At 49.6% G+C, this 19,656-nt stretch carries 20 protein-coding genes; 9 read left to right on the top strand and 11 right to left on the bottom strand.

The genetic code is table 11. From position 1 onward, the window contains the following. The first annotated feature begins 78 nt into the window (after nucleotides 1–78). Complete coding sequence (locus RC73_RS12230) at nucleotides 79–813, top strand: tryptophan 2,3-dioxygenase family protein (protein WP_039034901.1); 735 nt, start codon at nucleotides 79–81, stop codon at nucleotides 811–813. A gap of 10 nt (nucleotides 814–823) precedes the next feature. Beyond that, nucleotides 824–1,954 carry an aminotransferase class V-fold PLP-dependent enzyme gene (locus tag RC73_RS12225; RefSeq protein ID WP_039034900.1) on the top strand — a complete coding sequence of 377 codons (1,131 nt, stop codon included), beginning with the start codon at nucleotides 824–826 and terminating at the stop codon, nucleotides 1,952–1,954. A 116-nt stretch (nucleotides 1,955–2,070) separates the two neighbouring features. On the opposite strand, the gene ruvX is transcribed toward RC73_RS12225, so the two are convergent. The 4 genes from ruvX to RC73_RS19900 form a co-directional block, all read right to left on the bottom strand. Next, nucleotides 2,071–2,490: a Holliday junction resolvase RuvX gene (gene ruvX / locus RC73_RS12220; protein WP_025009458.1), complete on the bottom strand. Its 420-nt coding sequence runs from the start codon at nucleotides 2,488–2,490 to the stop codon at nucleotides 2,071–2,073. Nucleotides 2,491–2,503: 13 nt separating this feature from the next. Further along, nucleotides 2,504–3,064, bottom strand: coding sequence for a YqgE/AlgH family protein (locus RC73_RS12215; protein ID WP_039034899.1), 561 nt, complete (start codon nucleotides 3,062–3,064; stop codon nucleotides 2,504–2,506). A 27-nt stretch (nucleotides 3,065–3,091) separates the two neighbouring features. Beyond that, on the bottom strand, nucleotides 3,092–3,421 hold the full coding sequence (gene yciH, locus RC73_RS12210) for a stress response translation initiation inhibitor YciH (RefSeq protein WP_039034898.1): 330 nt from the start codon (nucleotides 3,419–3,421) through the stop codon (nucleotides 3,092–3,094). A 181-nt stretch (nucleotides 3,422–3,602) separates the two neighbouring features. Further along, entirely contained in the window at nucleotides 3,603–3,917 is a 315-nt protein-coding gene (locus RC73_RS19900) for a hypothetical protein (protein ID WP_052248172.1), read from the bottom strand. 178 nt (nucleotides 3,918–4,095) lie between these two features. Here RC73_RS19900 and RC73_RS12200 point away from each other — a divergent pair, with 178 nt between their 5' ends. Beyond that, complete coding sequence (locus tag RC73_RS12200) at nucleotides 4,096–4,653, top strand: DUF4136 domain-containing protein (protein ID WP_025009455.1); 558 nt, start codon at nucleotides 4,096–4,098, stop codon at nucleotides 4,651–4,653. Between the two features lie 64 nt (nucleotides 4,654–4,717). Here the strand turns inward: RC73_RS12200 and RC73_RS20760 are convergent, their stop codons facing one another. Next, nucleotides 4,718–4,855: a hypothetical protein gene (locus RC73_RS20760; RefSeq protein ID WP_157822968.1), complete on the bottom strand. Its 138-nt coding sequence runs from the start codon at nucleotides 4,853–4,855 to the stop codon at nucleotides 4,718–4,720. 577 nt (nucleotides 4,856–5,432) lie between these two features. Here RC73_RS20760 and RC73_RS12195 point away from each other — a divergent pair. The 3 genes from RC73_RS12195 to tpx all read left to right on the top strand — a co-directional run bounded on the left by RC73_RS12195 (nucleotide 5,433) and on the right by tpx (nucleotide 7,564). Further along, nucleotides 5,433–6,008, top strand: a complete 576-nt coding sequence (locus tag RC73_RS12195; RefSeq protein ID WP_052248171.1) for an OmpA family protein — start codon at nucleotides 5,433–5,435, stop codon at nucleotides 6,006–6,008. Nucleotides 6,009–6,038: 30 nt separating this feature from the next. After that, complete coding sequence (locus RC73_RS12190) at nucleotides 6,039–6,863, top strand: mechanosensitive ion channel family protein (RefSeq protein WP_025009451.1); 825 nt, start codon at nucleotides 6,039–6,041, stop codon at nucleotides 6,861–6,863. Between the two features lie 164 nt (nucleotides 6,864–7,027). Continuing rightward, a complete protein-coding gene (gene tpx, locus RC73_RS12185; protein ID WP_229800086.1) occupies nucleotides 7,028–7,564 on the top strand; it encodes a thiol peroxidase in 537 nt (178 codons plus the stop codon). Between the two features lie 45 nt (nucleotides 7,565–7,609). Here the strand turns inward: tpx and nfo are convergent, their stop codons facing one another. Next, nucleotides 7,610–8,464 (bottom strand): deoxyribonuclease IV, encoded by an 855-nt coding sequence (gene nfo, locus RC73_RS12180; RefSeq protein WP_039034896.1) that lies wholly within the window; start codon nucleotides 8,462–8,464, stop codon nucleotides 7,610–7,612. 98 nt (nucleotides 8,465–8,562) lie between these two features. Here nfo and RC73_RS12175 point away from each other — a divergent pair, with 98 nt between their 5' ends. The 3 genes from RC73_RS12175 to RC73_RS12165 all read left to right on the top strand — a co-directional run bounded on the left by RC73_RS12175 (nucleotide 8,563) and on the right by RC73_RS12165 (nucleotide 12,438). Next, nucleotides 8,563–10,572 (top strand): hybrid sensor histidine kinase/response regulator, encoded by a 2,010-nt coding sequence (locus RC73_RS12175; RefSeq protein WP_039034895.1) that lies wholly within the window; start codon nucleotides 8,563–8,565, stop codon nucleotides 10,570–10,572. Next, nucleotides 10,560–11,657 carry a response regulator transcription factor gene (locus tag RC73_RS12170; RefSeq protein WP_039034894.1) on the top strand — a complete coding sequence of 366 codons (1,098 nt, stop codon included), beginning with the start codon at nucleotides 10,560–10,562 and terminating at the stop codon, nucleotides 11,655–11,657. The genes RC73_RS12175 and RC73_RS12170 overlap by 13 nt, the downstream gene beginning before the upstream one ends. Before the next feature lie 238 nt (nucleotides 11,658–11,895). Next, on the top strand, nucleotides 11,896–12,438 hold the full coding sequence (locus RC73_RS12165; RefSeq protein ID WP_039034893.1) for a hemerythrin domain-containing protein: 543 nt from the start codon (nucleotides 11,896–11,898) through the stop codon (nucleotides 12,436–12,438). A gap of 87 nt (nucleotides 12,439–12,525) precedes the next feature. Here the strand turns inward: RC73_RS12165 and RC73_RS12160 are convergent, their stop codons facing one another. The 5 genes from RC73_RS12160 to RC73_RS12140 form a co-directional block, all read right to left on the bottom strand. Further along, on the bottom strand, nucleotides 12,526–12,708 hold the full coding sequence (locus RC73_RS12160; protein ID WP_039034892.1) for a DUF3545 family protein: 183 nt from the start codon (nucleotides 12,706–12,708) through the stop codon (nucleotides 12,526–12,528). Nucleotides 12,709–12,897: 189 nt separating this feature from the next. Further along, a complete protein-coding gene (gene pgi / locus RC73_RS12155; RefSeq protein WP_039034891.1) occupies nucleotides 12,898–14,535 on the bottom strand; it encodes a glucose-6-phosphate isomerase in 1,638 nt (545 codons plus the stop codon). Between the two features lie 38 nt (nucleotides 14,536–14,573). After that, entirely contained in the window at nucleotides 14,574–15,527 is a 954-nt protein-coding gene (tal, locus tag RC73_RS12150) for a transaldolase (RefSeq protein ID WP_039034890.1), read from the bottom strand. A gap of 245 nt (nucleotides 15,528–15,772) precedes the next feature. After that, nucleotides 15,773–16,876 carry an OmpA family protein gene (locus tag RC73_RS12145; protein ID WP_039034935.1) on the bottom strand — a complete coding sequence of 368 codons (1,104 nt, stop codon included), beginning with the start codon at nucleotides 16,874–16,876 and terminating at the stop codon, nucleotides 15,773–15,775. 287 nt (nucleotides 16,877–17,163) lie between these two features. After that, the gene (locus RC73_RS12140; protein ID WP_039034889.1) at nucleotides 17,164–19,530 is read right to left on the bottom strand and encodes a phosphoketolase family protein; all 2,367 of its coding nucleotides are present in this window, start codon (nucleotides 19,528–19,530) and stop codon (nucleotides 17,164–17,166) included. Between the last annotated feature and the right edge of the window lie 126 nt (nucleotides 19,531–19,656).

Genomic DNA, 19,656 nt, shown 5'->3' with positions numbered 1-19,656 from the left:
GCCTGCCACGCTATGCCTTAGCTTGGCAAGTTGAATGTTAATTTATGGTTAACAATAGAAGAATAAGGATAAGGCATCATGGATCGCGAGCAGATATATGCCAGCATGGCCGGAGAGGGTCGACTGGATTATGAAAAGTACCTCAATACTCCCAAATTGCTCAGCTGTCAGAAGCCCTATGAGCAGCTGTGTAACGCCGATGAGCTGCAGTTTCAAATAGTGCATCAGTCGGAGGAGTTGTGGATGAAGCTCATCTGTTACACCCTGCTGGAGATTGATGAGCGTATGGCCGCAGGGGAGACCTTTAAGGTGTTGACCCTGTTTGCCCGGGTACATAAGGCGATGGGGTTTCTTATCGAGCAACTGAGTATTCTTGATACCATGTCCATCAAGGATTATCAGGCAATTCGGCTGCAGCTGGGCAACGGCAGCGGTCAGGAATCACCGGGATTCAGAACCTTGTTGCAGCTTTATAAGCCGCTGTGGCTCACCTTTGAGCGAGTCTATCTTGAGCAAAAGGGGCTGACGGTCGAGCAGATATACAACAGTGAATACCATCATGATGAAAGCTATATGGTGGCCGAGGCCATGATAGAGTACGACCAGCTGTTTCAGCACTTCCGTTACCACCACATCAAACTCATTCACAGAAGCATAGGCATAGACAGCATGTCGCTGAAGGGGCGCAGCACCGAAATCCTCAACTCAGGTATGAAGATGCAGTTTTTCCCTAAACTATGGCAAATTCGTGGTCAGATGACAGATATCTGGGGCGGTGTTTACGGTGTCAAACGCGACTCGATTGCCGACTGAGGAGCCTGGAATGTCGTTGAAATCGCGTTTTCATCTGCCCGAAGGGCACTATTTTTTGTCCCATTCTGTGGGCGCCATGCCAAAAGATTGCGAAGCTGCGGCCGGCGAGTTTCTCGGCGCCTGGAAGCATCAAGGCGGTGACGCCTGGCCTGTGTGGCTCGAGGGGGTTGAGCAGTTTTTGCAGCAACTTGCGGCTTTGACCCGAGTTCCCGCCAGTGGCTTTTGCCCGCAGCTGAATCTCTCTTCGGCTTTATCCAAGCTGGTCGGCGCCCTGCCGAATGCCAAGCCCGGTCAGCGGATCTTGGCCACCGAACTGGATTTCCCCTCCATGGGGTTTGTATTGCAACAGGCCGAGAAGAAGGGCTACCGCCTGCAGCTACTTGAGCCGCAAGCAGGGCTGGTGTCTTTGAGTCAGTGGCAACAGGCCTTGGGAGAGGATGTGGCGCTGGCCTTTATTACCCATGCCATTTCCGAAACCGGTCAGTTGCAGTCCGTGAGTGAAATTTGCGCTCTGGCCCGAAGCTTAGGAGTAATGACTGTGGTGGACATTGCCCAGTCTCTTGGAGTCATACCGATAGATTTGGGGCAGTGGCAGGCTGATGCTGTCTTGGGTTCCTGCGTTAAATGGTGTTGTGCTGGCCCGGGGGCTGCCTTTTTATGGCTCAGCGATAGGTTGGCCCAGACGCTGGAGCCTGTGGATCTGGGATGGTTCTCCCATGAGGCGCCGTTTGAGTTTGATATCCATGATTTTCGCTACGCCAAGGGAGCAAAAAGGTTTTGGGGGGGCACGCCTTCCGTATTGCCTTACATGCTGGCGGCGGCGTCACTGCAGCAGCTGCGCGCTTTCGGCGATAGTCAAATCTATCAACACAATCAGCGCCTGGGGCAGGGGATCCTGGATTGTGCCTTGAGTCATGAACTCAAGGTGGTGACGCCCAATATCAGCGGTGAGCGCAGTGGCACTGTGGTAGTCGATTTCGCCGATAGGCAGGCGGCGCAGCAAGTGTTCAATCGAGTGGGGATCAAGACGGACTTGCGCCCAAGGTTCGGCTTTCGCTTTTCGCCGCATATCTATACCGATGGTGAGGATATGGAGGCTTTGTTGCAGGGGCTCAGACAGTTGGCCGGCAAAAGGTCCTGATAGCTTTGGGGCAGGGTCTGGGGCCGAACAGATGAGACTCATTCCTGGGGAAGCAGAAATAAGATTGGGCCAGCTGCGGCTTAAATTCTCCGGGAGTCTTTAAGCCGCCTGAGATTTCAGTACTGGTTCTCGAAATAGCTTTCGATGATCAGCACAGCAGAGACGGCATCGATCTGGCCCTTGGTCAGCGCCTTGAAGCCACCGAGTTCAAATAATCTGGCCTTGGCATCGGCCGTGGTCAGGCGCTCATCCTGAGTGGCCACCTTGACACCGAAACGCCCGGCAATACGGTTGGCAAACTTACGGGCTCTCTGGGTCATCTCCTGCTCCGTGCCATCCATATTGAGTGGCAGCCCCACCACCACCAGATCCGGCTGCCATTCTTCGATTAAAGCCGCTATCTGCTGCCAATCGGGAATACCATCCACTGCCTTGATGGATGTCAGTGGGCTGGCACTGCCGGTCAACTGCTGACCTATGGCTATGCCTATGCTCTTGGTGCCGAAATCGAAGCCCAGTACGGTTTTTGCAGTCATTTTGCCTCTGTAATCAAGCGTGTCCCATCTGGCTGGACATTTGCCAGATATCGAATCCCAGTGATTGGGTGGCCTTGAGCCAACGATGCTCATGGGGAGTATTGAACAGTATCTCGGGTGTGGCGGGAATGGTCAGCCAGCTGTTTTCCGCCAGTTCTTGCTCCAGCTGGTGGCGGCTCCAACCCGCGTATCCCAGTGCCACCAGAAAATGCTCCGGCGCCTTTGAGGTGCCAAGGGAGGTCAGAATATCCCGTGAACTGGTCAGCATTATCTCGTCATTGATGGCAGTGCTGTTGGCCCAATAGGGTTGACTGCTGTGCAGTACAAAGCCCCGCTCCGGGTTGACCGGGCCGCCCACCAGTACACTGTTGTCTACTGATGGCTTGAGGGATACCTCTTCTGCCAACTCCATCTGCAGCAGCAACTCGTCAACTTCAATACCTATGGGGCGGTTGACCATGAGTCCCATGGCACCCTTGTTGTCATGCTCGCACACATAGATGAGTGAACGCTCGAAGAAGGTATCATCGAGCGAAGGCATGGCGATAAGAAAATGATTTTGCAAACTGTCCATCATACTGCTCCTGGTACTTGTTGCCTGTCAGCCGCCGGCCAGCTTCACCTTGTAGCCCAGCTTCTCCAGCAGGCCCTGGAGTTGCTCTCGATTGTCGGTTTGAATCTCGATGTCGAACGCTTTTACCGTGCCACCGCAACCGCATTGCTTCTTGAGTTTTTGCGCCAGTTCTTTCAGCGCCTTGGCATCCAGTCCCAGCCCTTTGATCACTGAAACACCTTTGCCTTTGCGGCCCTTGCTGTCTTTATGGATCCGCACTATACCATCGGATGCCGGGATGGCGGGTTCTTCCTTGGACTGGCTGATACGGCCTTTGTCGGTACTGTATACCAAACTGACATTAGGATCTGTTTTCATTGTCGATGCTGATCTATGGTTTATGGGCGCAGTCTAGCAGATTTAGTCTAAGCGCCCAATGGCTTGCTCCAAGCCGCTGAAATCAAAAAAAAGCCACCGTTAAGGTGGCTGGTAAAAAACTGAAATTGCGCAGGGAACAAGATCAGCAACCGGCTTGGACGCCGGCAATCACAAGAAGGTGTCAGGAAAGTAGTATTCCGCCCAGCACTGCCATCACAGATAAAAAGGCGCAGGGCAGCATCAGCATTCTAAGTTTGGGCAGTAGTAGTGTCAGTGTCGTCAGCACGAAGCCGAAAGCGGCCAGATCAAAAGGTGAAATCTGTTGCTCGACCAATCTGGCACCGAGCCAACCGAGAATGAGCAGCGGCAGGATAAGCAAACGCCTGGCTTGATTGATGCTGCCTATTCCGGCTAGTTGCTGGGTTTGTTGCAGCAGAGAGTTTCGAGTCAACAAAACGCCACTGGCAATAATAAAGAATGCGAGATACCAAAGCATGAGTCACCCAAGTGTTAATCTACATGATAATCATTATCATTAAGTGTCATGCTGAAGTCAAGCTGAATCGGTAAACTAAATTTTGTTAAATTCAGTTGTAGAGCAGAAGATTGAAATGTAAGCTGATTTCATGGGTTTTTGTGGCCATTTCCAGGCCTGGGTAAACGAGGAAATTTCGATGAAGTATCTGATAACAGCCGCAATGGCACTGATGTTAAGTGCTTGCAGTACACTGAATACTGGCTGGGATTATGACCCGGGTGTGAACTTCAGCCAGTACAAGAGTTATGCCTGGGTGGAAAAGCAATCCGAAGACACCAGCTATCATCTGGATGGGTTGATGGATCAGCGAGTACGTGATGCCTTGGATCGGCAGTTGGCACAAAAGGGCTTGCAGATTGCTACCAAGGAAAACGCCGATATTCTGGTTAACTATCTGACCAAGGTAGACAAGAAAATCAATGTCGACACTTTCAACACCAACTATGGCTACAATCCATATTGGGGGCCAGGTTGGGGCTGGGGTGGCAATATGCAGACCCAAACCACAGTACGCGAATATGAAGTTGGTACCTTGATTGTGGATCTGGTCGACGCCAAGTCCGGCAAGCTCATCTGGCGTGGCTCGGTGGCTGACACCATTCGCGACAGCGATACTCCGCAAAAGCGAATTGCCAAGGTTAACGAGGCGGTAGCCAGTGTAATGAGCAACTTCCCGCCCAAGGTGGAAAAATAACCTCTGAGTTCCACTAGGTCCATTTAGGAAATCCAGTATCGGAATAAAGCGGCGCAAAGCCGCTTTATTGTTTTTTAAGCCGTTCGCGCAGCAGTTGCCGCATTCTGACATTGACTCTGGATATCTGGCTGACCGATGACTGGAGTACATACACATTGGCCTGCCAGCCGTCTAGTTCAAAATCCAGTTTTACGGCCAGCAATTCCCCCCCTTACTCATTGCCTCTTGGTCCAAGGGCAGTTCTGTGGACACAGTGGCAGGCGTGAGTGTTTTCTTAAGTCTTATGCCATTGAGTGGAACTACTTGTACAACCCGGGGTTTAAGCGGTTTTACGGCAATAACCGTGATGCGCGTGGTATTGGACTCAGGTTATTGCATACCCTAGGGGGGAAGGCCGACTCATTTGGGTGACGGTTCCCGCTATTGCCTTGGCGCTGGAAACCAGTTTGTTCAACGCTTTTTTTATCGAAGCCGGTATTCTGGGAGCTTCTTTTGCTACAACCTTTTGTTTAACGGGCTCTATTACTGCTTGTGGCTCAAGTCTATCGGCCCATCAAGGTGTTTTATAAAAAGGTAACTATATGCAGAAGATTTCAGCTGCTGTAGCAACTTACTACCGCAGATACTGGTTTATCTTGGCTAAAATTAAAGACGATTATACAATGTGTTAGCCGATGACTTGTGACTTGGCGCACTAAAGCAAAGTGAACCGGCGGTGAATTGTGTTCTGCCTGAAACTCATCTATACAGTTGAAGGATTGATAGTTAGGGAGGCCTGGGTGAATCGTTATTTGGGCTTGGCAGGGGGGATCCCTCTGCTGTTGCTGAGCAGCGTTGTATTTGCCTGGGAAGATTCTGACGGTGACGGTGTCCCTGATGCAAAAGATGCCTGTCCCGATACCCCGGCACAGGCACCCGTGAGCGCCAATGGTTGTGTCTTGGACAAAGCCCCCTCCCTGACAGATATCTGTTTACCTACAACATCAGGTGACGTCTATCCCCAAAATTGCGGTACAGCCAATCCAGTAAGGCTGTATTTCGACTTGGGTTCGGCGCAGATCCCCCTGGCTCAGTGGCCGCAACTTGCCAGAATGAAAGCATTTCTTCATCAATATAAGGTAAACTTGCATATTGAAGGACATGCCGACATCAGCGGTTCAGATGCCATAAATCAACCTTTGTCCGAAGCCAGGGCCGAAAGTGTCAAAATGGTGCTGATTGAGGATTATGGTTTTCCGGGGGCGCAATTCAGTACTCACGGATATGGTAGCAAGCAGCCTGCCGCCGATAATACCAGTGTCTCGGGTCGCAGCCTTAACCGCAGGGTTGAGTTTGTGGTCGATTTAAAAAAGTAAGTTAAATAAGGTTTTTAAGGGAGTATTTTAATGGAAAATCTCGAAGGGCTGTTCAAACAAGCGCCCGAGTTAATCGCGGCCTATGGCATCAAGATACTGCTTGCCATTGTCATTTTCTTTGTCGGTAAGTATTTGTCCAATGTGGCCAAGAAAGTCACGGCCAAAATGTTGGGCAAGCGCAAGATAGATCAGACAGTGGTTTCCTTTGTTGCCAATATGGCTTGGGCTGTGGTGTTTGTATTTACCGTTATCGCTACCTTGGGGCAGCTAGGTATTCAGACAGCCTCTCTGGTTGCGGTTCTCGGTGCTGCCGGTTTGGCCGTGGGCTTGGCACTGCAGGGCTCACTGTCCAACTTCGCCGCCGGTGTCTTGATGGTACTGTTCCGCCCTTGCCGTGTGGGTGACTATGTTGAAGCCGCAGGTGTTGCCGGTACTGTAGATGAAATCACCATCTTCTCTACCCGTCTGAAAACGCCGGATAACAAGGTCATCATAGTGCCTAACTCCACTATCATGAACGGTAGCATTACCAACTACTCTGCCATGGACAAGCGCCGTATCGATCTGGTGATCGGGGTTTCTTACGATGCTGATATCCGTCATACCAAGCAAATACTGACAAGCATTCTCGATAATCACGAGAAAGTGCTGAAAGAGCCTGGCTATACAGTGGGTCTGCACACACTAGCTGACTCTTCGGTTAATTACGTGGTTCGCCCTTGGGTGAAGTCTGCTGATTACTGGGGTGTCTACTTCGAACTGATGGAGCAGATTAAACAGTCTCTGGACGAAAACGGTATTGGTATTCCATATCCTCAGATGGATCTGCATGTCAAAGAGCTGCCATCCAAATAAGCTCTTAGAAGAAGACCGGCAGATGCCGGTCTTTTTGTACCTGTGTCCGGATAATGCGCTATATTAGCCAGGGTGAATTTAAAGCTGGAGCGAGAGAGAAAACTATGTTGCAACTGACAAAGTGGAGTGTTGTGTGTGCATTGACCTTGGCAAGTGCCACGACTATGGCGGCAGAAGGGAAAGTGGCCGCCGAGGTCAGAATGGGGGGCCAGAGTGTCACTCTGATGGGCAAATTGCCCGAGCTTAACCAGCTTGCTCCAGGGTTTAAGGTGGTGGATGACAAGTTTTCCCCGGTGACTTTAAGTGACTTCAAGGGTAAGACAGTACTTATCAGTGCAGTTCCCAGTCTGGATACCGGCGTCTGTGCCCTGCAGACCAAGAGGTTCAATAAAGAGTTCAGCAAGTTTGATGATTCAGTGGTCATGTTGACCGTCAGTGAAGACTTACCCTTTGCCCAAAAACGTTTCTGCAAGGTGGAGAATATCGATAAAATCAAGGTATTGTCAGACTCAGTCTGGCGCGACTTTGGTAATAAATATGGTCTGCTGATCCCTAACCGAGGCTTGCTGGCCAGAGCGATATTTATCATAGATGCCAATGGCCAGCTCAAGTACCGTGAGTTGGTGAAGGATGTGTCTCACCATCCAGATTACGATGCGGCGCTCAAGGCCTTGAAAGAAATCAGCCAGGGACAAACATAAGGCTAAGCACGCCATGTGTTGCAGCCCTTTGGCGCTGGCTTGGGGTCAGCGGCTAAGGCTTTTCAGCCAGGCAATTTCTTCGGGCCAGATCTCCGGGCGTATGGTTTCCAATACCAAGGGGATCCCCTTGGTGGCGGGGTGGCCGAGAATATACTCGAAAGCGGTTTTGCCTATTTCGCCCATGCCCAAGGAGTCGTGGCGGTCGACCCGGCTGCCGAGTCCCGTCTTGCTGTCGTTGAGGTGCATGCCCTTGAGGTATTGAAAGCCCACGATACGGCCAAAGGCGTCAAAGCTTTCCCGGCAGCTTTCCTGAGTACGAATGTCGTAACCTGCGGCAAACATATGGGCGGTATCCAGGCAAACGCCGACTCGGGATTTATCCTCAACCCCGTCTATGATCTGCGCCAGTTGTTCAAAGCTGTGTCCCAGGTTGGAGCCTTGTCCTGCGGTATTTTCGATGACGGCACAGACGCCATCACAAGCTGCCAATGCGAGGTTGATTGAATCGCTGATGTTACGCAGACAGTGGTTTTCACTTATCTGTCGCAAGTGGCTGCCGGGATGAAAGTTCAGCAAGGTTAATCCCAATTGTTTGCAGCGAAGCATCTCATCGACAAAGGCGTCGCGGGATTTTTCCAGCAGCAAGGGATCCGGATGTCCCAGGTTAATCAGATAGCTGTCGTGGGGCAGAATCGCCTCGGGTCTGAAGCCCAACTGTTGGCAGTTTTCCTGAAAGGCGGCGATGGAATGCTCGGTTAAAGCTGCTGCCTGCCAGCGTCGTTGATTCTTGGTAAACAGTGCAAAGGCACTGGCCCCTATCTTGTGGGCATTGAGCGGAGCATTTTCCACACCACCTTGGGCGCTGACATGGGCTCCAACCCATCTTTCCTGACTCGTCACCCAGGCCTCTCTATATATTTGGCAAGCTGGATAAGTCGCTAATATTGCAAACTTGTCTATGCTTGAATGACTGAAAAACAACGGAAAGGGACTTTAACGTGTTTTCCTCTGCGGCTCAAACCGAATTCCCTGGCGATTGGTCTCGACTGTTGATTGAACTGGCTAAATTGCAATTGGGTTTGACCCGGGGACAGGATGTATTGCCAGCCCTGTGTCAGACCCTGGTACATGCCTCAGGGGCAGAGGCTTTGTTGATGGTGGAACGCTCAGAATTGGGTGCCAATGATATGTCGGAATCAGTCACCTGCTGGTGTCGGGATCCGGTTATCTATCTGACACTTTGGAGCAGTGTTAATCAATGGGCCAAAGAAGCGAGCCAACAAGAGCTTCATCAATGGCAGAAGTTTACTGTCTGGCCCATCAAAAATTCAGAACTATTGTTGTTTTTCCATTCATCGGCTCCCGGTTGGTTTGAGTCTTTGGCTGCATGTCAGGCCAATATCGGCCCCTTGGTGGGGGCCATCTATCAATGTCAGCTCAGCCGTAGTTCATCACAGTCGGCAGAGGATGAACTCTGCTTCAAGGCCGTTATAGACGGTGCCGACAGTTTATTACTGCTATTTAGTCTCGAACCTGAGCGAGAACTTATCCTTTACGCCAACCCGGCGGCCACCGCTGTGACCTTATATGCCAACCGGGAGTTGGTTGGCGCCAATTTAACCGGCCTGTTGTTTGAAGGCGAAGAAAGTGACTCCTTCAAAGAGCAGTTGCGCCGCAAGGGCTGTTATAGCGGGGAACTTTGGTGTCATAAAGGCGATGGCGGCAGGGAGTTATTGCATCTCAACTGTTATTGTATTTCCCGAAGTCGGCGTATATACGCCGTTATAGGTCGCGATTACAGCGAGCAGCATCAGTTGCAACAGGCCGTGGCCAGAACCCAGAAGATGCAGGCCATAGGGGAGTTGGTCGGCGGCATAGCCCACGACTTCAACAATATTCTAGGGGTATTGAAGGGCAACCTGGAGTTAATGCAGCTTAAAGTCTCTGATCCTAAAGCTGAAAAATACCTCAATACCGCCTTTAAGGCCTGCCAGCGAGGCACAGATTTGACCCGCAGACTGTTGTCGTTTTCGCGTCAGGAACAGTTCAATGCCGAGCCTTGCCAGGTCAATGAGGTGATTGAAGGTTTGCAGGAGTTGTTTGCCAAGTCCTTGACCAGTCAAATAACCCTGAGTATTGAGCTGGCACCGGATAACAAGCCTGTGATGCTCGACAAAGGTGACCTGGAAGACGCCTTATTGAATCTGCTGCTCAATGGCCGCGATGCCATGGAGGGCAAGGGAGAGCTCAAGATCCGTACAGGCAGTTGCTACTTGAGCGGTTATCTGCCCGGGATCGCCATAGGCAAGACCCAGGTGGAGCCTGGGCATTATGTATGGATCAGTGTGATTGATAGCGGTAGTGGTATTCCAAAAGCCTTTCAGGACAAGGTATTCGACCCATTTTTTACCACCAAGGACAAGAGTAAGGGCACAGGTCTTGGACTGGCCATGGTGTACGGTTTTGTTAAACGTTCCAAGGGTTATATCGCCATCTTGAATACGGGGTCGAGTGGCACTGAGTTCAGATTATGGTTTCCGCAGAGTCGAAAACTGACCCTTGAACCTCAGTTTGGCTCTTACACAAGTGAAGTGCCCAGGGTGCGGCGGCCTTTGAAGGCAATCGTAGTGGATGATGAGCCGGAGATGTTGGCGGTGATGGCTGACTATTGCGATTTACTGGGGATTGAAGTGGAGTTGTTCCACGACCCCCTCACTGTGCTGCAACGTTACGAGCAGCAGCGTTGTGATGCCGAGCTTCTTATCACAGATGTGTTGATGCCTGGTGGTATCAACGGCTACGAACTGGCACAAAAACTCAATGTTAAACACTCTCTGCTGGTGTTGCTGATCTCCGGCTTTATCCAGAACATAGGTATTTCCAGCGCCGATGAGATGCCGTTTCCGGTACTGCATAAACCCTTTGATCTGACAGGACTGACTCTGGCACTCAAGCAGGTGGGAATTAGGTTTGCTGATGACAGTAAGGGAGATTTATGGACAATTTAACTGTCTGGGTGGTGGATGATGATCTTGATTATCTGGCTTTGATAGAGGAAGTCTTGCAGGATGATTACTCAGTCCAAGTTTTCGACTCGGCAGCTGCTTATTTGGCAGCGTTGGAGTCGGCGACACCGGAAATCATCCTGATGGATATCAATCTACCGGATTCCAGCGGTGTGGACCTCTGTGCTCACTTGCAATCACAGGGGCGGGAGGCGTCAGTGGTATTTGTTTCCGGTATGAATACTCTTAATGAGCGTCTTAAAGCTTATGAGGCCGGGGCGGTGGATTTCATCGCCAAACCCTTTGAGCTGAAAGAGCTGTTGGCCAAGGTTCGCAGCGTGGCGCAATATCAGCAGCGCAAACAGTCTCTGATGCAGGCTGAGTCCATGTCGAGAAACATGGCGTTTCAGTCCATGAGTGAATCGTCCCAATATGGCTGTGTGTTGCAGTTCTTCCGCCAGTGTTTTCTTTGCAGCAACTACCGTGCTCTTGCCGATGCTTTTTTTGAACTGATGACTCAGCTCAACCTCAATACCTGTCTGAAAATACGCACAGACAGCGCCGAGTATTTTGTGCCGGACAACACCCAGATAAGCCCGATAGAAGCCAATATTTTCGAGCTTTTGGACAAACAGGGACGCCTATATGACTTTGGTAATCGAACCATGTGCAACGACAAGCATGTGTCATTCTTGATCAAGAATATGCCGGTCGAGGATGAGGTGTTGTACGGCCGACTCAGGGACGTGATTGCCGTTGTGGTCGAAGGATTGGAGGCCAGGGTATTGGATATAGAGCGCCAGCAGATGCTGCGTCGGGTGATGGATAGGTTGCACCTGTTGATGAAACAACTGGGTGATTCCATGCAGCAACAGGATCAACGCTTTTGCGATACCTTATCGGGGATCACTACTGAAATTCGCAGCAGCTTTCATGTGCTGGACATGACAGAAGAGCAGGAGAGTTACTTTACCTCAATGGTCGAGCGGCACCTGCGTGAAGCCAGTTCTGCCGGTGAGGCATTTAATCGTATCCGCAGTTCTCTCAAAGGAATGTTGGCGATGATGGAGGAAAGTCTGCGGGGCTGATATGCTTGCTAAAGCTTGGATAAGAGCCAATAACAGTATGGCCGGATAGCCTCACTGGACAAACATTGGTTAGAGAATAGATGTTGTATTTATCGCTAATTTATGAATTGTTGATTTAGAAGGTTATTTTCCTTGATCTTTATCATGTCCCAGGAAAACATCTATGGTTAGTATTGAGTAATCTTTGGCCTGTTTACTACTATTACCTAGAAAGGCCCGACTTAAGATGGAGTGCCCTATGCTGCAAAGATTGATGAATGACCATAAGCATATTGCCATATTGCTGAAGTTGCTAAAGGGGAAATACCAGAAGCTGGCCGAAGGTGAGCATGTCAATTTTAATCTGGTACGGGATGTTGTTGAGTACATGCAGGGCTATGCTGAACATAGCCATCATCCGCTAGAAGATATCATTTACGACTACTTTCTTATCAAGGAAAGTCGTACCGAGCCGACCAGGCGCCTTGAACAGGAACATCAAAAGCTGATTGATGCCTCATCAACCTTGATGGCGACCCTTAACCTTATTCTCAACGATGTCGTCGTGGCCAAGGAAAAATTGGTTACTGAATTAAAAGAGTATGTGGATTTGCAAGAGAAGCACATGCTATACGAGGAGCGGGAAATTTTTCCTCTGCTTGCCAAGAGCTTGCAGGATGAGGACTGGCAGAAGATCCAAAGTATGTGTGAATTGAAGTTGATAGAGGATCCATTGTTCAGCAGCGATGATAACCAGTTGTTTGATGAGTTGAGAAACTACATTCATACTGCCGATAGATAATTTTGGTAGTGTTTAGAAATCCGTGTCACACTCGTCAGCGATTAACAAAAAAGAGCGCCAAGCGCTCTTTTTTAATGTCTCTCATATTCAGAGGAGGTTGTCGATATCATAATTAAAACTGCTGTCTATCTCCTGTAACTCCTTCAGCAGGCGATGTTTGTCTTTCAGTGCTTCAATCTCTCGCCATTTGCGCTTCTTGCTGGAGCTTCGAGAGCGGCTTGGTCTTTCAACGACTTCATCTAGCGCACTACCATAATCCAAACGATCCATGGCAACCTCCTTTGTTGTATGTTTTATCAACACTTAAATATCATACTTGGCAAACAGGGTGCAAGAATAATGTTTCTATTTTGTTAAAGTTGGATGATGCTTTGATGAAGGTGTATAGACAAGATGGCAGGCAAAAAAATACCAGCCAGTGGAGTTGGCTGGTATTTATTGATTTTTAAGCTGAAAAGGCTATATTTTAGCTTTTCTAAAGAGGTTGATCAGAGCATTGCTGGAAGCATCCAGATCCTGACTATCTTGTTCTGCACCGATACGCGACAGCACTTCATTTCCCAGCGTTTTACCCAGCTCAACTCCCCATTGATCGAATGAGTTGATATCCCAGATAGCACCCTGAACCAAGGTTCTGTGCTCGTAGAGAGCAATCAAGGCGCCCAGGGTAAGTGGGGTCAACTTGTCCATCAACAGGGTATTGCTCGGCTTGTTACCTTCCATAACCTTATGTTTGGCAATAAGCTGTTTCTCAGCTTCTGAGAGTGGGCTGTCGGCCAGTTCGGCCAAGGCTTCATCAAAGGTTCGTCCCTGCATCAGCGCCTGGGTCTGACCAAAACAGTTGGATGCCAGCTGAGCGTGATGCTCACCGATAGGATTATGGCTTTGCAGCGGCAGAATAAAGTCAGCCGGGATCAATGCCGTACCTTGGTGCAACAGCTGGTGGTAGGCGTGTTGGCCATTGGTGCCTTCTCCGCCCCAAATAACCGGCCCTGTGCTGTAATCCACCGAATCGCCGTCCAGAGTGACGGACTTGCCGTTACTCTCCATATCCAGCTGTTGGAAATAGGCCGGAAGCCCTCTGAGGTAGTGATCATAGGTCAACACCACGTGGGACTGGGCATTGAAGAAATTGTTGTACCATACAGAGAGCAGACCCATGATCACCGGCATATTCTGCTCAAGAGGTCTGGATGCGAAATGTACATCCATTGCTCTGGCGCCGGCCAACAGTGCCTTGAAGTTATCCATGCCTATCAGGGCGGCTATGGGCAAACCTATGGCCGACCAGAGAGAATAGCGTCCGCCAACCCAATCCCACATTGGGAAGATGTTGTCTTCATCTATGCCAAACGCCGTTGCCTTGGCAACATTGGAGGTAATGGCCGCAAAGTGCTTGCTTATATCCTGCTGTGAACCGCCTTTGGCCAGGAACCATTCTTTGGCGCTGAGGGTGTTGGTCAGGGTTTCCTGGGTGCCAAAAGACTTTGACGACATCAGGAACAGGGTGGTTTCAGGATCCAGCTCCTTCAGTTTTTCAGTGATGGCTGTGCCATCGACATTGGCGACGAAGTGGCATTGGAGTTTACCGTTCCAATAGGGACGCAGAGCCTCGGAGATAATCTTGGGGCCGAGGAAGGAACCGCCAATTCCGATGGAGATAAGATCTGTGATTTTCTTGCCGGTATAGCCGCGCCACTGACCTGAATAGAGCGATTCGACAAAAGTCTCCATTTGAGCCAGGGTTTGCTGAATTTCAGGGACCACATTGACGCCATCGACACGAATATCCGCATCGGCCGGAGCTCTCAGGGCTGTGTGCAACACAGCACGTCGCTCTGTGGTATTGATTGCTTCACCGGCAAACATAGCTGCTATTTTTTGTTCAAGTCCGGCTTCTTGGGCGAGCTTGAGTAACTCCTGCATAACGGCCTCAGTGAGGCGGTTCTTGGAGTAATCCAACAGCAGTCCACAATCTTTAATCGACAGTTGATCAAAGCGCTGCGGGTTTTCGGCAAAGAGTTCACGCATGTGAGGCAGATCTGCACTCATCGCCTTGAGAGTCTGCCAGGTAGCAGATTGAGTCAAATGTGTCATGAGTAGTCCCTGATCTTCAGTTTCAAAACAATCCTTGATTAGCTCAGTTTAGCCTTGAGCATGGTCTCTAGTTTGCCCTGATCTATAGCAAAGTTACGGATACCTTCGGCCAGTTTTTCCACTGCCATGGGGTCTTCGTTGAACTCCCAGCGGAACTCTGCCTCGGTCAATGGCTTGGGTGGCTCTTGGGTTTCAGTAGCCGGTTGCAGCTTGGTTACTATCTGGATGTCTGAGTTGGCCAGCTCTTCGAGCAAAGATGGGCCTATAGTCAGACGATCACAGCCGGCTAGCTCAATGATTTCACCTGTGTTACGGAAACTGGCGCCCATAACCACTGTCTTATAACCATGCTGTTTGTAATAGTTGTAAATCTGGGTCACTGAGATTACGCCAGGATCTTCACTGGCGCTATAATCCTTGCCGGTATTTTTCTTATACCAGTCGAGAATGCGGCCGACAAAAGGTGAGATCAGGTAAACTCCTGCTTCTGCGCAGGCTCGGGCCTGGGAGAAGCTAAACAAGAGTGTCAGGTTGCAGTTGATACCCTTTTGCTCCAGTTCCTTGGCGGCGCTGATACCTTCCCAAGTGGAAGCCAGTTTGATCAGAATGCGAGACTTGTCGATACCGGCCGCTTCATAGAGTTTTACCAGCTTGTTGGCCTTGGCGATTGAGCCGGCTTTATCGAATGACAGGCGAGCATCTACTTCGGTTGAAATCCGTCCCGGTACCAGCTTGAGAATTTCCACCCCTATGTTGACCGCCAACTTATCTGCGGCGTCTTCCAGTTGTTGCTGTGGATCCTGGCTCTGAGCTTTAGCCCAGGAAATTGCATCATCGATCAGCGGTGCATATTCCGGGATTTGCGAGGCTTTGAGGATCAGCGATGGGTTGGTGGTGGCATCCTGTGGATGATAGAGTTTGATCGCCTCAATGTCACCGGTATCAGCAACTATGGTTGTAACGGATTTGAGTTGCGTGAGTGTGTTTGCCATGAAAAACATCCTTCTCAGATTGCGGCCGTTTACGCGGAAATTGCATGACGCTATTAAAAGCGATTTTGCCTCTGTTTCCAACCAGGATTGAAAAAAAATTACAAAAATGGTGAGAAATTGTCAATGAAGGCCGTTGTCGGTTAAAGGAAGTGTACTCCCATAGCCGAGGGAATTCTAATGACAAAAAAGAGTGAAAAATAAAAAAGTCGCTGCAGGGCAGCGACTTTTTCAGAAGAAGTTCAGTTTTACTTCAGCAGAGCTTCTTTTTCTTTAAAGCTCAGGAGAGCTTCGATACGGCGGTTAACCTTGTTGGCTTCAGCAGAAGAACCCTGCATCAGCGGCTGGCTTTCACCGTAGCCCTTGGCGTTGATACGGCTGGCATCGATGCCATACTGCTCAACCAGTACTTTGGCAACGGCGTCGGCGCGCTTCTGAGACAGCCACTGGTTGTAATCGGCTTTACCAGGCAGAGAGGCGTGGCCGGCGATTTCCAGATCAGCTTTAGGATACTTGCTCATAAAGTCAGCAACTTTCTGGATTTCAGCCATAGAGTCGGCTTTCAGTACAGATGAGTTGTTATCGAACTGAGCTTTAACTTCCAATGTTTCCAGTTTTTCAACATAGATAGAGCAACCGTTGGCATCTACCTTGTGGTTGGCTGGTGTGTTTGGACACTGATCCATATCGTCGTTGACACCGTCGTTATCGCTGTCAACTGGTTCTACGACCACAGGAGCAACTACAGGAGCTGGTTTTGAAGTGCTGCCGAAACGGTAGCTCAGTTCAAGACCCCAGTAGTTGCTTTCCATCGCCAGAGTGTTCCACTTTTCTTCGTCGAGGTTTTCATAACGACGATACTTGGCGGCCAGTTTCAGGTTCTCTGTGATGTTGTAACCGATACCAGCACCGAAGTAAGGCGCAACACCGCTATCGCTGTAGTACTCGCTACCCCATTGTCTGTTATTGGAAATGTGGTAGTTCATGGCACCAGCTTCAGCAGACAGGCTCCACTTATCAGCGAAAGGCCAGAAAGCCACTAGGCCCAGAGTGGCGCCCTTGACACCTACGTCGTTGAGTTTATTGCTGTAGTCGGTCCATTCGGCACGACCTAAATCGCGGTAACCCAGTTCTACACCGAAGTAATCGTTGAACAGGTAACCTGCAAATACGTCCCAAGCATATGGATCGTCTTCACCACAGGTTTTCATGGTTTTCTGATCACAGTTAGGTTCGTAGTTGTTTACACCGAGGCCAGCACCGACATACCATGGGCTGAGCTCGTCTGCTGCAGATGCTGCAAAAGGCATCATAGATGCAAGCAACAATACTTTAAATGTCTTATTCATCATGTTCTCCAAGTCCATTGCTATTTAATTACCCATATGTCCCGTATAGGAAACACGACTAGCACTTAATGTGGGGTTCCGTTTAGTGTTTTAGCTAGCTGGCTCAATTATCCATTGAAATACAGCAATTTTCCACTTTTCAAGCGATAATTTTATTGTTCATTATTTGTGCTGTCTGGTTTTTTAACAATTGAAACTAAAGAAAAAGCGCCTGTTAGAAGGCGCTTTTTTATTTTTGCAAAACAATTTCTTAACTAAAATTTTTGCTTTTTGTTTAGCTAAGGTTCAGCTTAGCGGGTCCAAATCCAGTTTTCGATATACTCAGGATCTACACCATTGGCCTTGATATAGTTTCTATGGTCAACCAAACGTTGCAGCATATCTGTGGTAATCGCGACGTGACGGGTTTCATCAATAACACCTTGCTGGAATAATTTGTAAGCCATATCTATTACCAGGTGATAACGAGAAGTACCGTTACGTACACCCATATCAAATGGGGTGGTGGTTGAGCCTTCTTCTTCATAACCTTTAATTCTGAATCTATGACTACCTTTGTAATCGAAGATCAGTTTTTTGATGGTGTTTGGATAACCGTGATAGTTAAATACCACACCTTTGTCTTCGGTAAATATCTCATCCATCAACCAAGGTTTTTCCTGGAATTTAAGGCTGCCCAGGCCACTGCTGTGTAATTCTGTGACGCTTACAAAGCGGATACGCACTCTTGGCAGTAATTCGCGGATTAATACCAATGCCGCCATACATTCCTGAGTCACATAGTCACCACAACCTGCCAGGACGACATCCGGGTTTTCATCAGAGGCAAAATCCCACACCATTACACCTTCTTTGGCTTGTTTACGGGCCTCATCAAGGCTCAGCCATTGCGGCAGCTCTTTCTTACCGGCGACAAGAATATTCAATTTGTCACGGTCGGCGAAAGCTCGCTCTGTGTAAACCAAAGTGGTGTTGGCATCGGCTGGCAGGTAAGCCGAGATTATCTTGGGGTGTTTCTCAAGCATGGCCCCCAGGAAAGAAGGATTCTGGTGAGAATAACCGTTGTGGTCCTGACGCTCCAGCAAAGAGGAGAGAACTACGTTACAGGCCGGCAGCGGCTTGCGGAAGTGAACCCCTTGACTGGCATAGACATACTTACAGTATTGGTCGGCCATGGAAGACACTACCTGAGAGAAGGATTCATAGGTAGGGAACATGGCGTGACGGCCGGTGACAGTGTAGCCGTGCATCATACCGAACAGCAGGTTTTCGGACAGTAGTTCCATAACCCGACCATCGCGGCTCATATCTTCATCCCAGCTTTCAATCGGCCATTGCCAGGCACGATCTGTGGCTTCAAATACCGCTTGCAACTGGTTGGAGTAAGTTTCATCCGGGCTGAAGATCCGCAGGTTGCGCTGGTCTTTATTAAGACGGAAGGCTTCGCGCATCCATTGGCCCATTTTCAGCATGGAGTAGCCACGATGACCTCTTGGGACTTCAGGGCCGTAGGCCAGTTTGGATAGGTCAGGATTGCTGAGGGCGCGTACCACTTCACCGCCATAGCTCATCTTTTGACGGCCACAGCAGAGTTCTGCAGGTGGCAACAGCGACTGGATGTCTTTGTCGAAGATTATCTGGTTCTGCTCGTTGATTGAGTAGAGTTCAGAGAATTTATAGCTGTCTAGCCAGCCATCCAATGCGGCCAGATGACCTTTGTCGGTGGCGCATTTGTTGACAATTACCTGGTGAGACTCGCAGTTGCCTTCGAGTTTTTTGCCATCGTATTCGGGAACACCTGTCCAGCCTTTGGCGGTGCGCATCAGGATCACCGGCCAGCGTGGCTTAACCACATCTTCACCATTGCGGGCACGCTTCTGGATGTCGTTGATCATCTCGTAAGCTGTATCCATCGCCTTGGTCATCTGCAGGTAGACATCTTCTTCCTGCTCGCTGTCCACTATGATGGGATGGTAACCCAGGCCTCTGAATTCAAGTTCCAGCTCTTCGTGGCTCATGCGTCCCATACGGGTAGGGCCGGAAATCTTGTAACCATTAATATGAACAATCGGCAGTATGGCACCGTTGGTGGCGGGAGAAACCAGGCGGTTGGCATACCAGGATGCAGCCAGTGGGCCGGTTTCAGATTCGCCGTCACCGACAAGCACTGCGGCAATCAAGTCTGGATTATCCAGCACGGCACCCCAGGCAACAGACAAGGAGTAGCCCAGCTCGCCCCCTTCAAGGATTTGTCCCGGAGCTTCGGGGTTGGCATGTGAAGGGTAACCGTAAGCGGCGGAGAATTTACGACAGATATCTTCAATACCGGTTTCGTTGTAGGGGATGGTTTCTGGATAGAAGTGGCTTAGAGAGCCTTCGAGGAAGAGGTTGGCCTGTACAGCGGGGAAACCGTGACCTGGGCCGACCAGATAGAGGAACGGGCGCTTGTGCTTGGTAATCAATCTGTTCACGTTAGCGTATACAAAGTTGATCCCCGGGCAGGTTCCCCAATGGCCCAAGAGCCTTGGCTTTATATCACTGTGTTGTAACGGGCGTTTGTACAATACATTGTGCTTCAGGTAAATCTGTGAGGTTGCCAGGAAGTTAGTGGCCCGGACAAATTTCTTCAGTGCACCTATCTCTTGCTTTTGGGTCATATCGTGCCTCGCTTGAGCTAGCTAAAAGTGAATCAGATTATCTTGTGGCTACTATATTTGTAGTTTTATTACAAAAACGTGCCCAACATCCAAGTTTTGAAAGTTTGTTTAGCTGGTGGTTTTTTT

The organism is Shewanella sp. ECSMB14102, from assembly GCF_000813075.1.
GTDB lineage: Bacteria > Pseudomonadota > Gammaproteobacteria > Enterobacterales > Shewanellaceae > Shewanella > Shewanella indica.
Note: the sequence above shows the minus strand (reverse complement) of the source record. Positions and strands in the feature narration are given on the sequence as shown.

Excerpts from the sequence above, each read along its gene's own strand:
- pgi (WP_039034891.1), bottom strand. The coding sequence starts at position 14,535 with ATGACACATTTGACTCAATCTGCTACCTGGCAGACTCTCAAGGCGATG.
- RC73_RS12225 (WP_039034900.1), top strand. The coding sequence starts at position 824 with ATGTCGTTGAAATCGCGTTTTCATCTGCCCGAAGGGCACTATTTTTTG.
- RC73_RS12140 (WP_039034889.1), bottom strand. The coding sequence starts at position 19,530 with ATGACCCAAAAGCAAGAGATAGGTGCACTGAAGAAATTTGTCCGGGCC.
- RC73_RS12170 (WP_039034894.1), top strand. The coding sequence starts at position 10,560 with ATGGACAATTTAACTGTCTGGGTGGTGGATGATGATCTTGATTATCTG.
- RC73_RS12200 (WP_025009455.1), top strand. The coding sequence starts at position 4,096 with ATGAAGTATCTGATAACAGCCGCAATGGCACTGATGTTAAGTGCTTGC.
- yciH (WP_039034898.1), bottom strand. The coding sequence starts at position 3,421 with ATGAAAACAGATCCTAATGTCAGTTTGGTATACAGTACCGACAAAGGC.
- ruvX (WP_025009458.1), bottom strand. The coding sequence starts at position 2,490 with ATGACTGCAAAAACCGTACTGGGCTTCGATTTCGGCACCAAGAGCATA.
- RC73_RS12165 (WP_039034893.1), top strand. The coding sequence starts at position 11,896 with ATGCTGCAAAGATTGATGAATGACCATAAGCATATTGCCATATTGCTG.
- RC73_RS19900 (WP_052248172.1), bottom strand. The coding sequence starts at position 3,917 with ATGCTTTGGTATCTCGCATTCTTTATTATTGCCAGTGGCGTTTTGTTG.
- RC73_RS12190 (WP_025009451.1), top strand. The coding sequence starts at position 6,039 with ATGGAAAATCTCGAAGGGCTGTTCAAACAAGCGCCCGAGTTAATCGCG.
- tpx (WP_229800086.1), top strand. The coding sequence starts at position 7,028 with ATGGCGGCAGAAGGGAAAGTGGCCGCCGAGGTCAGAATGGGGGGCCAG.
- tal (WP_039034890.1), bottom strand. The coding sequence starts at position 15,527 with ATGGCAAACACACTCACGCAACTCAAATCCGTTACAACCATAGTTGCT.
- RC73_RS12230 (WP_039034901.1), top strand. The coding sequence starts at position 79 with ATGGATCGCGAGCAGATATATGCCAGCATGGCCGGAGAGGGTCGACTG.
- RC73_RS12145 (WP_039034935.1), bottom strand. The coding sequence starts at position 16,876 with ATGATGAATAAGACATTTAAAGTATTGTTGCTTGCATCTATGATGCCT.
- RC73_RS12215 (WP_039034899.1), bottom strand. The coding sequence starts at position 3,064 with ATGGACAGTTTGCAAAATCATTTTCTTATCGCCATGCCTTCGCTCGAT.
- RC73_RS12160 (WP_039034892.1), bottom strand. The coding sequence starts at position 12,708 with ATGGATCGTTTGGATTATGGTAGTGCGCTAGATGAAGTCGTTGAAAGA.